The following is a 12,602-nucleotide window of genomic DNA, read 5'->3' as shown; positions in this document are numbered from 1 at the left end:
AACAATTTTTCCGGGAAAGCCCCGTACCGCAAGGTACGGGGCTTTTCTGCGTTCACCACCCGTACTGGTGAGCACCTTTCTGTGCGGGTGGGCTATTTCCTTGCCGTGGTCAGAGTCGGCCGGCTGCCTTGAGCGCCAGGTAGGCGTCGGCCAGCGCGGGGGCGAGGGTTTCGGGAGTGGCGTCGACGACGGTGACGCCGTGGCGTCGCAGCTGGTCCGCCGTGCGGTGCCTCTCGGCCTGGGCCTGTGCGCCGGCAGCAGCTTCGTACACCGCGTCCACTGTGCCCCGGGCCTGCGCCATGGTTTCGATGCGCGGGTCGGCGACCGCGGCCACCAGAACCGTGTGGCGCCGGGTGAGCTGAGGGAGCACCGGTAGGAGCCCCTCTTCGATGGGGGCGGCGTCGAGGGTCGTGAGGATGACGATCAGGGAGCGCTGGGGGGCGGCGGCCAGGGCGGCGCTGCTGAGGCCACGGGCGTCCGTCTCGACGAGTTCCGGTTCCAGGGGAGCCAGGGCGTTGACCACCGAGGCGAGGACATCGCCCGTGTTCGTGCGGCCTTGGACCCGGGCGCGGACGCGGCGGTCGTAGGCGAGCACGTTCACGCGATCGCCCGCACGGGTGGCGAGAGCGGTGAGAAGCAGGGTCGCGTCCATCGCGGCATCGAGGCGAGGGATGTCCCCGACCCGGCCCGCCGATGTCCTGCCCGTGTCGAGGACGATGAGGATGTGGCGGTCCCGCTCGGGGCGCCATGTGCGAACCGCGACGGCGGACTGGCGTGCCGTGGCCCGCCAGTCGATCGAGCGAGTGTCGTCGCCCGGCACATAGGCCCTGAGGCTGTCGAACTCTGTGCCTTCGCCGCGCGTGAGAACGCTGGTGCGGCCGTCGAGTTCGCGGAGCCGGGCGAGCCGGGAGGGCAGGTGCTTGCGGCTGGTGAACGGAGGCAGCACACGGACCGTCCAGGGAACCTCGTGGTAGCCCTGACGTGCCGCGAGACCCAGCGGACCGTACGAGCGGACCGTGACGCGCTCGGCCGTGCGGTCACCGCGTCGGGTCGGGCGGAGGAAGGTGCTGAGACGGCGTCGTTCACCGGCGGGGGCCGTGAACGTGTGGCGGGACGCCGAGGGTTCCGTGCCCGTGGGCCAGCTGCTGGGCGGCCAGGCGTCACGGAGCTGGGCCCGCAGGCGCCGACGGGAGGTGTTGGTTACGGTGAGTTGCACGTCCGCGGCGTCACCGAGTCGAACGGATGTGTCACCGGATCGGGTGAATCGAAGCGTTCGCACTGGCGCTGCCAGGGCGTAGTCGCACAGAATTGCTAGAGACAGCGGTGCGTTGACCGCGAGCATCCCTGTCCAGCTGGGGGCCAGGATGCCTACAGGGAGTGACCCCAGTGCGGCCAGCAGCGCGGTTCGACCGGTGAGGGCCATGGTCATCGCCTCATCGGGGTACGGGGACGTGGGCGAGCACCGAGGTGATGACGGAGTCGGGGGTGACCCCCTCCATCTCCGCTTCGGGCCGCAGGTGAATGCGATGACGGAGTGTGGGGAGAGCCAGGGCCTTTACATCGTCCGGGATGACGTAGTCCCGTCCGGTCAGCCAGGCCCAGGCCCGAGCGGTGGAGAGCAGTGCGGTGGCGCCTCGGGGGGAGACGCCGAGGGCGAGTGAGGGGGATTCACGGGTGGCACGACAGATATCTACGACATAGCCGACGATCTCCGGGGAGATCGTGGTCCTGGAGACGGCCGAGCGTGCGGCTTCCAGGTCGGCGGGGCCTGCGACAGGGCGTATGCCCGCTGACTTCAGGTCACTCGGGTTGAAGCCGTCGGCATGGCGGGTGAGGACATTGATCTCGTCCTCTCTCGACGGCAGAGGCACCGTCAGCTTGAGCAGGAAGCGGTCGAGTTGGGCCTCGGGGAGCGGATACGTGCCCTCGTACTCGACCGGGTTCTGTGTGGCGGCGACCAGGAACGGGTCGGGCAGTGGGCGGGGCGTGCCGTCGACGGTGACCTGACGTTCCTCCATGGCTTCCAGGAGGGATGCCTGGGTCTTGGGAGGGGTGCGGTTGATTTCGTCGGCGAGCAGGAGATTGGTGAAGACCGGGCCGGGCTGGAAGGAGAACTCTGCCGTGCGGGCGTCGTAGACGAGGGAGCCCGTGACGTCGCTCGGCATCAGGTCGGGGGTGAACTGCACACGCTTGGTGTCGAGTTCGAGAGAGGCGGCCAGGGCGCGGACCAGGAGGGTCTTCGCCACACCGGGGACGCCTTCGAGGAGGACGTGGCCCCGGCAGAGCAGCGCGACGACGAGCCCGGTGACGGCCGGGTCCTGACCGACCACGGCCTTGGCGATCTCGGAGCGCAGGGCTTCCAGGGATGCGCGGGCGTCGTCGGAGAGCGCGGGGGCCGTGGGAGTCTCCGCGGTCTCGGTGGGCCTGGCGGACTCTGGGGTCGGGGCGCTCATGAAGTGCGTACCTCTCTTTCGAGGGCGTCTAGTTGGGCGGCGAGGAGGACGAGTGCGGCGTCATCGGTGGGAACCGGGCCGAAGAGCAGGGTGTTGCGGTCGTCGCCCGCGGTGGTGAGGCGGGCGGAGAGAGCGGGGAGCAGAACGGCGGGGGTGTGCGCATCGTGGGCGGACACCCCGATGAAGGGGGCGATGCGGCCGCGGGCCGTGTATCGGAGTGAGGCGGCTGCTCGGTCTCGGGCGTTGGCCTTGCGGTAGAGGCGGGCACGGCCTTCGGCGGACTCGGAGGCGCGAATGGCCACGGGGAGCCGTTCGGTGACCAGGGGGCCGAGGCGGCGGGCTCGCCAGAGGGCGGCGAGTACGGCGGCGAGGGTGAGTTGGAGTGTTCCCCAGCTCCAGCCGGAGGGGATCAGGTCGAGGAAGCTGCTCTCGCTCCCGGTGTCGCCGTCTCCGGCATCGTTGCCGTTGCCGTTGCCGCTGTCGGCCTGTCCGTCGTCCTCGGTGGCGGAGGGGTCGGCCAGAGAGGGGAGGTACCAGACAAGATGTGGGCGGGAACCGAGGAGTTGCAGGGCGAGCGAGGCATTGCCCTGTTGGGCGAGACGCTCGTTGTGGAGGAAGTCGGGGGAGCCGAGGAGGACGGTGTCGCCGTCGCGGGGTTCCTTGAGGACGAGGAGGCTGGGGAGGCCGCCGCTCGGGTAGCAGGCGATGGCGTCGAGGCCGTCCGCCGTGTAGCGGATGCCACCCATGTCCACGCTGCCGGCGCTGCGGGCGGCCGGGAGCGCGCACGCCGGTGCTCGTCCGGTCACCTCGCGGGAGGACGCGGCGTGTACGCCGGGGGCCAGTTCGGTCATGGTGGGCCGGCCGGGGGCGATCAGAACGGTGCGGCCGGCGGAGGCCGAGGCCGCGGCGTGGAGGCGGCGTTGCTGCGAGGGCGTCAGCAGATTGGGGCGGACGACCAGGAGCGTGGTGTCGGGGCCTGCCGCGGTGGTGGCTTCGTCGAGGGTGGTCGCGACGGTGACGGATATACCGCGGTCCTTGAGGAGTTCGGCGGTGGCACGGCTGCCGGAGGGATCGGCGGAGCGGGGGTCGAGCACGCCGTGCTGGTCGCCGGAGCGCACGGCGGCGAGGGCGATCCCGGCGATGACGAGGATGAGGACGCCGAGCAGCAGCCCGCGGGCGCGGTTCCAGACCTGGCGCGGGGTCGGGGATGCCGAGGTGGGGGAGGCGGTGGTGGCCGCGGTCATCCGGTGGCTCCTCGCGCGGTGCCGGGCAGCAGGGGTTTGGCGTCGTCGAGTTCGAGATCGAGGGTGCGCAGCGTCAGGTATGCCTGCTGGTCCCCGGTGCGGCCGCCGTATGTGACGTCGTCGAACTCCCGGGCGGCGGCTCGCAGGCGGGTGGCGTGCTCGGGCAGTGGACGGCCCGCTTCGGCCGCGGCCTCGTCCGCGGTGCGGCCGGGGCGGGGGTCGAGCAGGGCGCGCTCTTCCAGGGACCGGACGATGGCACGCATGCGTTCCTGGACGGCTTCGGTCCAGCGGAGGGCTGCCGCGTGTGTCTCGGCGGCGGTGCGGTGCTGGGCCGCGCTGTGTGTGCCGACGCCGTCGAAGAGGGCGTCGGCGGGAGGGACGGAGCGTTGCGGGGTGCCCAGCCGCCACCACAGGGCGACGGCCAGGCCGAGGACGATCAGGAGGAGTACGGCGAGCCCGACGGGGCCGCCGGGTGCGCTGTCGGCAGCGGCGTCGAAGAGGCCGCCGACCCAGTCCCAGAAGCGGTCGAGGCCGCGCTGGAGCAGGTTCGGATCGTTCTCGTGGTACATCGGCTTGGACAGCTCGTGCTCCGCCGCTTCACGGGCCGGTATTCGTGGAGTGTCCACGGGTATGTCGTCCGCCCGGATGAAGTGCTGCCGCGCCGTGGTGCCCCCCGCCCCCGACACGGCATCAGCTCCTGGAGGGGTCGGTGTCGTAGCCGGGCAGGCCTGCGGCCCGTGCGAGGTCGAGGTCGAGTGCCTCCCGGCGGATGCGCTGGTCCACGTAGAGGAGGGCCATCACGCCGGCGGTGAAGGGGTAGGTGAGCGTCGAGACGATCACGTCGCCGACGCCCGAGACGATGAGGAACGGCCAGCCGAAACCGGCGGAGCTGTCGTTGAGGAGGTCATCGATTCCGGTTCCGTCGGCGGCGAGCGCGGCGATGCCGAACGGGATGCCGATGACCATGGCCAGGATGACGGTGAACAGGGAGGTCAGTACCAGGATGCCGAAGGTGCGCCACCAGGCGCCACGGACCAGTTTCGCCGACCGGCGCAGGGCGGTGGGGATGGTCTGCCGCTCCAGCATCAGGGCCGGTGCGGCGAGTGTGAAGCTGACCATCAGCCAGAGGACCACGACGCATGCGGCGGCGAAGCCGAGGAAGGCGAGTGCCGCTCCCGCGCCGGAGCCCAGAAGCAGGCCGGGGAGAAGTCCCACCGCCATGATCCCGGCGCTCATCAGGGCGAGCAGCACGGTGAGGCCGAGGAGTCGCAGGACCCGCGGGCGCGCTTCGGACCAGGCGTCGGAGAGGGTCACCGGGCGGCCCAGCACGGAGCGGCTGATCACCACGGTGAGTACCGACGTGGTGAAGAGCGTGGCGATCAGCGTGATGAGCGTGGTCGGCGCGCTGGCTATCAGGGTGGACTGCGCGGAGTCGGTGGCCTGACGGAGGGCTTCGGCGCCGGTGGCGTTCGGGTCGACGGATGCCGGTTCCGGGAGGAGGTAGCGCTGGATCAGGATGACCGCGATCTGGGCGACCACGGAGACGGTGAGGCTGATGCCCAGGACGGCGCGCCAGTGGATGCGCATCGTGGACATGGCGCCGTCGAGGATCTCACCGACGCTCAGCGGACGGAGCGGGATGACGCCGGGCTTCGCCGCGACGGGCGGTCCGCCCCACGCGGATCCCGGGGGCCTGCCACCCCAGCCGGGGGCGGGCGGTGGTGCGCCGGGGCCGTTGCCCGAGCCGCTCGGTGGGGACCACTGCCCGGGGGGCGGCTGCGCGGGGGACCACTGCCCTGCTGGGCCGCTTCCGTCCACGGGCGGGGAAGGCCGGGGGATACCCGTCTCCTGACCGTCGGAGGGGGCAGATCCGGGCGACGCCCAGCCCGGAGAGTCGTTCATTCTGGCTCCTTCACCGTCCTGTCCGCTCATCGGTGCGGCAGGTTGGCAGCCATCGTGCCACGCGTGGCTCCCGTGCGGACCAGGCGCTGTATCTCCTTCGTGCCTTCATTTGTGGGCGACTCACCGGGCAGACTGGGCAGATGGCTGATCAGGACGCGCAATCGCCGGTGGGCATCGAGCCTCCCGCGCTTCCCGTACTCCGCTGGGACGAGCCTCCGGAAGGTGCTGTTCTGGTGCTCCTCGACCAGACGCGGCTGCCTGCCGAGGAAGTCGAGCTGGTGTGCACCGATGTGCCCGCGTTGGTTCGGGCGATTCAGACTCTGGCGGTGCGGGGGGCGCCGCTCCTGGGGATCGCCGGGGGATACGGGGTGGCGCTGGCCGCCGTGCGGGGCTACGACGTGGCGGAGGCCGCGGAGATGCTGGAGCGGGCGCGGCCCACCGCTGTGAACCTCGGTTACGGGGTGCGGCGTACGGCCGGGGCGTACTGGGCGGCCGTCGGGAAGGGGGCCGGTCCGCAGGGGGCGGCCGCGGCGGCGCTCGCCGAGGCGCGGGCTCTGCACCGCGAGGACGCCGAGGCCAGCGGGCGTATGGCGCGGTACGGTCTGGCACTCCTGGGAGAGCTTCTTCCGGGTGGGGCGCATCGGCTGCTGACCCATTGCAACACGGGGGCGCTCGTCTCCGGGGGTGAGGGGACGGCGTTCGCGGTGGTGCTGAGTGCTCATCGGGAGGGCCGGCTGAGGCGGCTCTGGGTGGACGAGACGCGCCCGCTGCTCCAGGGGGCCAGGCTGACCGCGTACGAGGCGGCGCGCCACGGGATGGCGTACAGCTTGCTTACGGACAACGCGGCGGGTTCGCTGTTTGCCGCGGGGGAGGTGGATGCCGTACTCATCGGGGCGGACCGCATCGCGGCCGACGGATCGGTGGCCAACAAGGTGGGGAGCTATCCGCTGGCGGTGCTCGCGAAGTATCACCATGTGCCGTTCATCGTGGTGGCTCCGACCACGACCGTGGATCTGGACACCGTGGACGGCACATCGATCATCGTCGAGCAGCGTTCCGGGAGAGAAGTGACGGAGGTCACATCTTCCCGGACCGTGTCGGTCGACGGAGGAGGGGGTGGCGTGGTCCTGGCACCCCTGGGAACCGTGGCGTACAACCCGGCATTCGACATCACGCCGCCGGAATTGATCACGGCGATCGTCACGGAGGAGGGCGTAATTTCCCCGGTCACGGGGGTCGGACTGGCAGAGCTGTGTGCCAGGTCATCGCAGGTAACGATTAGCTAATGGGATGATGTCGATTATGAAGGGACGCGTCCTTGTCGTCGACGACGACACCGCACTGGCCGAGATGCTCGGGATTGTGCTGCGTGGAGAAGGTTTCGAGCCGTCGTTCGTAGCGGACGGCGACAAGGCACTTGCTGCATTTCGTGAGGCCAAACCGGACCTGGTTCTGCTGGATCTCATGCTGCCCGGACGGGACGGCATCGAGGTCTGCAGGCTGATCAGGGCCGAGTCCGGTGTGCCGATCGTCATGCTCACTGCCAAGAGCGACACCGTCGATGTGGTGGTGGGCCTGGAATCCGGGGCCGACGACTACATCGTCAAGCCGTTCAAACCGAAGGAGTTGGTTGCCCGGATCAGGGCACGTCTGCGGCGTTCCGAAGAGCCCGCGCCGGAACAGCTGACCATCGGTGACCTGGTCATCGACGTGGCCGGTCACTCGGTGAAGCGGGAAGGGCAGTCCATCGCCCTCACCCCGCTGGAGTTCGACCTGCTGGTCGCGCTCGCCCGCAAGCCGTGGCAGGTCTTCACCCGTGAGGTCCTGCTGGAACAGGTCTGGGGTTACCGTCACGCCGCCGACACCCGTCTGGTGAATGTGCATGTCCAGCGTCTCCGCTCCAAGGTCGAGAAGGACCCGGAGCGGCCGGAGATCGTCGTGACCGTCCGAGGCGTCGGTTACAAGGCCGGACCGAGCTGACATGACCCGAGGCAGCGCTGCTCCGAAGCCCGGGGAGCCGGGAGTCCGTGCGGGGCGGGCTGCCGGTCCGGGACGGAAGAGTTCCTGGTCGGGCCGTTTCCCGCGGGGCGCCCGGTTGTTCAAGGACCGGGCGCCCGGCGGGCCCGTCCCCCGGCTGCTGATGCGGTGGATGCGGCGTCCGCTGCTGCCCGCCGTGCGGCTGTGGCGGCGCAACCTCCAGTTCCGCGTGGTCGCGGGCACCCTGTTGATGTCCCTCGGGGTGGTGCTGCTGCTCGGTTTCGTCGTGATCGGGCAGGTGCGCAACGGGCTGCTCGACGCGAAGGCCAAGGCCGCCCAGACCCAGGCCGCCGGTGGTTTCGCCGCGGCCCAGGAGAAGGCGAACGCTCCCCTGACCCCGGGCGGGCAGGGCGACGACGGCGCCGACGGCATGACCGCCAACACCTCCTGGCGCACCGAGCTCGTCGACCAGCTCGCCAGCGGCGGCAAGAACGCCTTCAACGTGATGGCCCTCAGCGCGGACTCCGTGACCGAGGGCGCGACCAGCCGTGCGCCGCGCGGTTCGGGCAGCGTGGAGGCATCCAGCGTGCCGGAGCGCCTGCGCAAGGCCGTGGACGAGGGGCCCGGCGCGTTCCAGACGTACTCCGAGATCCGCTATTCGTACGAAAAGGATCCGCAGCCCGGACTCGTCGTCGGCAAGCGGCTCTACGACGTCGACCACCATCCGTACGAGCTGTACTACCTCTTCCCGCTGGCGCAGGAGGAGAAGTCGCTGGCGCTGGTCAAGACGACCCTGGCGACCGCGGGACTGTTCGTGGTCGTGCTGCTCGGAGCCATCGCCTGGTTCGTGGTGCGGCAGGTCGTCACGCCGGTACGGATGGCGGCCGGTATCGTCGAGCGGCTCTCCGCCGGCCGCCTCCAGGAACGGATGAAGGTCACCGGCGAGGACGACATCGCCCGGCTCGGTGAGGCCTTCAACAAGATGGCGCAGAACCTCCAGCTGAAGATCCAGCAGCTGGAGGAGCTCTCCAGGATGCAGCGGCGGTTCGTCTCGGACGTCTCGCACGAACTGAGGACCCCGCTGACGACCGTGCGCATGGCCGCCGACGTCATCCACGAGGCGCGCGCGGACTTCGACCCCGTGACGGCGCGCTCCGCCGAGTTGCTCGGGGACCAGCTCGACCGCTTCGAGTCACTGCTCGCCGACCTGCTGGAGATCAGCCGGTTCGACGCGGGCGCGGCGGCGCTGGAGGCCGAGCCGATAGATGTGCGGGCGGTCGTACGCCGGGTCATCGGCGGCGCCGAACCGCTCGCCGAGCGCAAGGGCACCCGGATCAGGGTCGTCGGTGACGAGCAGCCGGTGATCGCGGAGGCCGACGCCCGGCGCGTCGAGCGCGTACTGCGCAATCTCGTGGTCAACGCCGTCGAGCACGGTGAGGGCCGGGATGTCGTGGTGCGGATGGGCGTGGCCCAGGGCGCCGTGGCCGTGGCGGTCCGGGACTACGGCGTGGGGCTCAAGCCCGGCGAGGCGACCCGGGTCTTCAACCGGTTCTGGCGGGCCGATCCGGCGCGGGCCCGTACGACCGGCGGTACCGGTCTGGGGCTGTCGATCGCGGTCGAGGACGCCCGGCTGCACGGAGGCTGGCTGCAGGCATGGGGCGAGCCGGGCGGCGGCTCGCAGTTCCGGCTGACCCTGCCGCGCACGGCGGACGAGCCGCTGCGCGGTTCGCCGATACCGCTGGAGCCGGAGGACTCGCGGCGCAACCGGGAAAGCCGGGAGCGCGCGGAGGCGGCGCCGGTGACCGGAAGCGAACACCGGCGGGTGTCCGTACCGAGCCAGCCCGGTTCGACGGAACGCCCATCGCTGCCCGCGCCGGCGCGCGCCCCCGTGGCCGCACGCCGGGCTCCGGTCTCCGTCCATCCGGCCGCGCTGCCCGGCAGCGGCGCACGCGTCGTGGCGCGCCCGGCCGGGGAGCGTCCGGGCGGCGGTGCCGAAACCGAAGCGCAGGATCCCGACCAGGAGGACACGACTCGTGGGCAGTGACCGTCGTCAGGGCGGCCAGGGGCGCGCGGTGCGGATGTCCGCGCTGCTCGGCTGCGGCATCGTGGTGCTGGCCGGGTGCGGATCGATGCCGGTCTCCGGGGACGTCAAGGCCGTCGACGCGTCGCAGCCGGGCGATTCCCAGGTGCAGGTGTACGCGGTGGCCCCGCGGGAGGGCGCGGCTCCCAGTGAGGTGGTCGACGGGTTCCTGGAGTCGATGACCAGCGACGATCCGGACTTCCGGACGACCCGTAAGTATCTGACCGAGGAAGCGGCCCGTACCTGGAAGCCGAGCGAGGGCACCACGGTGCTCGCCAAGGCACCCAACCGGAACGGCCCCTCGCTCCACGACAAGGAGCGCCGGAGCACGGAGACCTCCTACCGGCTGACCGGTGAGAAGGTCGCGGCGGTCGACGAGCAGAGCTCCTACCAGCCGCTCGCGCCCACCGACTACTCCCAGACCCTGCACCTCGTCCGGGAGAACGGGGCGGACGGCAAGCGCGAGTGGCGCATCGACATCGTGCCGGACGGCCTGGTGCTGGGCCAGTCCGACTTCAAGCGGCTCTACCGGTCCGTGAACAAGTACTACTTCGCCTCCGGCCGGACGAACGGGCAGTCCACGATGGTCGCCGACCCGGTGTACGTACGGAACCGGACCGATCCCGTCACCCGGATGGACACGGCGACCCAGACGGTCCGGACCCTTCTGGCCGGGCCGACGAACTGGCTGCGTCCGGTGGTCGACTCCCGCTTCCCCGCCGGTACGGCGCTGCGGAAGGACGTCACGTCGCTGGCGCCCGACGACCAGAACGTCCTGAAGGTGCCGCTCAACCAGAAGGCCGACAAGGTCGGTCAGGGCGCCTGCCGCATGATGGCCGCACAGGTGCTCTTCACCCTGCGGGACCTGACGTCGGCGCGGGTCGAGCAGGTGGAACTGGAGAGCGGCCGGGGCAGGCTGTGCTCCCTGGGCGCGGACGAGGCGGAGGAGTTCGCCTCCGACAACGGGTCCGGTGCGCCCGACAGCCAGTACTTCATCGATGACAAGGGACGGGTCCTGCGGATACCCGGGAACACCAAGGGCAGCGGTGACCCCGAGCCGGTGACCGGCCCGCTGGGGACCGGGGCCGTGGTGATGAGCGCCGTCGGGGTGGCCCGTGACGAGCAGCACGCCGCCGCGGTCTCGGGGAACCACCAGAACCTGTACGTGGCCTCCACGGTCGCGGACGGCGAACTGGCCGGCCCGGCGGTGACCAGCAGGGGCAGGAAGGCCGAGGACCGGCTGTCGCGGCCCAGCTGGGACGGCCGGGGCGATCTGTGGGTCGCCGACCGCGATCCCGACAGCCGGAGGCTGCTGCGGCTGGCGAAGGGCGAGGGCAAGCCGCAGGAGGTGACGGTCCCGAGCCTGGACGGCGGGCGGATCGAGGAGCTGCGGATGTCGGCGGACGGCGTCCGGATCGCTCTGCTGCTGTCGAAGGACGGGCGGTCGACACTGAAGATCGGCCGGATCGAACGGCACGGGCCCGCGTCGGCGCCGAAGGTCTCGGTCGAGGACCTGCGGCAGGCCGCACCGCAGCTCACGGATGTGACGGCGATCTCCTGGTCGGGCCGCAGCCGTCTCGTGGTGGTCGGCAAGGAGGACGGCGGTGTCCAGCAGGTGCGTTACGTACAGGCGGACGGCTCCACGCCGTCCTCGGGCGTGCTGCCCGGGGTGAACCAGGTTCAGGCGGTCGCGGCGGCGGACGACGAGCTGCTTCCGCTGATGGCGGAGACCGAGGGCGACGGGATCGTGAAGCTGTCGCCCGGCGACAACTGGCAGACGGTGCTCAAGGGAGGCATGTCGCTCGTCTACCCCGGCTGAGTTGTCCACAGCCCCCTCGCCCGAGGCTGCGTTGTCCACAGGGGTGGTCCGGTCTCCGGGCGCCGGGCACAGTGGGCTCATGCGGGAGTGGTGGCGGGAGATCACCGGCCTGGTCCTGCCGGTGGCCTGCGGTGGCTGCGGCAGGCCCCGTACCGAGCTGTGCGGGGACTGCGGGGCGGCGCTGCTCGACGCGCGGCCGTGCCGGGTGCGGCCCTCGCCCGAGCCTCGCGGGCTGCCCGCGGTGCATGCGGCGGCCCCGTACGAGAACGCGGTACGCGCGGTGCTGCTGGCCCACAAGGAGCGAGGTGCACTCGGGCTCGCCGGGGCACTCGGAGGGGCTCTGGCGGGTGCTGTGAGGGCCGGGGCGGGCCGGCTGGGCGACGGGGGTCCCCTACTGCTGGTGCCCGTACCGTCGGCGCGGCGGTCCACCGGGGCGCGCGGTCATGATCCGGTGCGCCGGATCGCGCTGGCGGCGGCCGGGGAACTGCGGCGTACGGGGACACCCGCGCGGGTGCTCGCGGTGCTGCGGCAGCGGCGTCCGGTGGCCGATCAGGCGGGGCTCGGGGCGCGGCAGCGGCAGGTGAACCTCGCGGGCGCGCTGGAGGTGGTGGCCGGTGCCGGGCGGCTTCTGGCGGGCGGCCGGGTGGTGCTGGTGGACGACCTCATGACGACGGGGGCATCGCTCGCCGAGGCGGCTCGGGCGGTCGGATCCGCACCCGGTACGGCAGCCGGAACCGCGGCCGGAGAAGCGCGGGAGAACAGGGGTTCAGGGGCGCGCCAAGCAGCGGTTGTCTCAGCTTCTCCGCTCGCCTTCGAAATAAACCGGAACTGAAAGGAATCTTGCATCGTTGCAGGTAGTGAGTGGGTAAATGCCCCTGACCGGAGGTACGGACGAGTAGCGGGTGCCGACATCGTGGTGGGCAGGCTATGTTCGGTTGTGAGGAATGGTTAATGCCAGATCTCAAGGAATGCACCACCAGGTTTCGGGCAGGCAACTCACCGATGGTTCAGAAGCACGTGAGTCGGTGGGGCGGTGACCTCACCGGCGGGGGAGGAGGAGGCGCGAGTCACCGAGTCCGAGGCTCCGGAGCACACCGGGGCCTGGTGCAAAAGGGAGATGCTCCGCC

Annotated in this window: 10 protein-coding genes; 5 read left to right on the top strand and 5 right to left on the bottom strand. The window is 71.0% G+C overall.

Annotated elements, in window-relative coordinates; all coding sequences use genetic code 11:
- Positions 1-109: 109 nt before the first annotated feature.
- From A6A29_RS27700 to A6A29_RS27680, 5 genes are read right to left on the bottom strand one after another with little or no spacing between them, the layout of a single operon-like run.
- Entirely contained in the window at positions 110-1,423 is a 1,314-nt protein-coding gene (locus A6A29_RS27700) for a DUF58 domain-containing protein (RefSeq protein WP_073724007.1), read from the bottom strand.
- A gap of 10 nt (positions 1,424-1,433) precedes the next feature.
- Entirely contained in the window at positions 1,434-2,453 is a 1,020-nt protein-coding gene (locus tag A6A29_RS27695) for an AAA family ATPase (RefSeq protein WP_073723889.1), read from the bottom strand.
- Positions 2,450-3,697, bottom strand: coding sequence for a DUF4350 domain-containing protein (locus tag A6A29_RS27690; protein WP_073723887.1), 1,248 nt, complete (start codon positions 3,695-3,697; stop codon positions 2,450-2,452). Before A6A29_RS27690 ends, A6A29_RS27695 begins: the two co-directional genes overlap by 4 nt.
- Entirely contained in the window at positions 3,694-4,383 is a 690-nt protein-coding gene (locus tag A6A29_RS27685; protein ID WP_073723885.1) for a DUF4129 domain-containing protein, read from the bottom strand. Before A6A29_RS27685 ends, A6A29_RS27690 begins: the two co-directional genes overlap by 4 nt.
- Positions 4,384-4,387: 4 nt before the next feature.
- Positions 4,388-5,599 (bottom strand): DUF7544 domain-containing protein, encoded by a 1,212-nt coding sequence (locus tag A6A29_RS27680; protein WP_073723883.1) that lies wholly within the window; start codon positions 5,597-5,599, stop codon positions 4,388-4,390.
- Between the two features lie 140 nt (positions 5,600-5,739).
- Here A6A29_RS27680 and mtnA point away from each other — a divergent pair, with 140 nt between their 5' ends.
- The 5 genes from mtnA (at position 5,740) to A6A29_RS27655 (ending at position 12,307) form a co-directional block, all read left to right on the top strand.
- On the top strand, positions 5,740-6,885 hold the full coding sequence (gene mtnA / locus A6A29_RS27675) for an S-methyl-5-thioribose-1-phosphate isomerase (protein WP_073723881.1): 1,146 nt from the start codon (positions 5,740-5,742) through the stop codon (positions 6,883-6,885).
- 4 nt (positions 6,886-6,889) lie between these two features.
- Positions 6,890-7,579, top strand: a complete 690-nt coding sequence (gene mtrA / locus A6A29_RS27670; protein ID WP_007448372.1) for a two-component system response regulator MtrA — start codon at positions 6,890-6,892, stop codon at positions 7,577-7,579.
- A 1-nt stretch (position 7,580) separates the two neighbouring features.
- The gene (gene mtrB / locus A6A29_RS27665; RefSeq protein WP_073723879.1) at positions 7,581-9,620 is read left to right on the top strand and encodes an MtrAB system histidine kinase MtrB; all 2,040 of its coding nucleotides are present in this window, start codon (positions 7,581-7,583) and stop codon (positions 9,618-9,620) included.
- A gap of 34 nt (positions 9,621-9,654) precedes the next feature.
- Entirely contained in the window at positions 9,655-11,475 is a 1,821-nt protein-coding gene (locus A6A29_RS27660) for an LpqB family beta-propeller domain-containing protein (protein ID WP_073724005.1), read from the top strand.
- A 79-nt stretch (positions 11,476-11,554) separates the two neighbouring features.
- Entirely contained in the window at positions 11,555-12,307 is a 753-nt protein-coding gene (locus A6A29_RS27655) for a ComF family protein (RefSeq protein ID WP_073723877.1), read from the top strand.
- The last annotated feature ends 295 nt before the right edge of the window (positions 12,308-12,602 follow it).

It is taken from the genome of Streptomyces sp. TSRI0281 (assembly GCF_001905125.1).
Classification (GTDB): domain Bacteria; phylum Actinomycetota; class Actinomycetes; order Streptomycetales; family Streptomycetaceae; genus Streptomyces.
Note: the sequence above shows the minus strand (reverse complement) of the source record. Positions and strands in the feature narration are given on the sequence as shown.

Coding starts and splice junctions, on each gene's coding strand:
- A6A29_RS27700 (WP_073724007.1), bottom strand. CDS start 1,423: ATGGCCCTCACCGGTCGAACCGCGCTGCTGGCCGCACTGGGGTCACTC.
- A6A29_RS27695 (WP_073723889.1), bottom strand. CDS start 2,453: ATGAGCGCCCCGACCCCAGAGTCCGCCAGGCCCACCGAGACCGCGGAG.
- A6A29_RS27655 (WP_073723877.1), top strand. CDS start 11,555: ATGCGGGAGTGGTGGCGGGAGATCACCGGCCTGGTCCTGCCGGTGGCC.
- mtnA (WP_073723881.1), top strand. CDS start 5,740: ATGGCTGATCAGGACGCGCAATCGCCGGTGGGCATCGAGCCTCCCGCG.
- A6A29_RS27690 (WP_073723887.1), bottom strand. CDS start 3,697: ATGACCGCGGCCACCACCGCCTCCCCCACCTCGGCATCCCCGACCCCG.
- A6A29_RS27680 (WP_073723883.1), bottom strand. CDS start 5,599: ATGAACGACTCTCCGGGCTGGGCGTCGCCCGGATCTGCCCCCTCCGAC.
- mtrB (WP_073723879.1), top strand. CDS start 7,581: ATGACCCGAGGCAGCGCTGCTCCGAAGCCCGGGGAGCCGGGAGTCCGT.
- mtrA (WP_007448372.1), top strand. CDS start 6,890: ATGATGTCGATTATGAAGGGACGCGTCCTTGTCGTCGACGACGACACC.
- A6A29_RS27660 (WP_073724005.1), top strand. CDS start 9,655: ATGTCCGCGCTGCTCGGCTGCGGCATCGTGGTGCTGGCCGGGTGCGGA.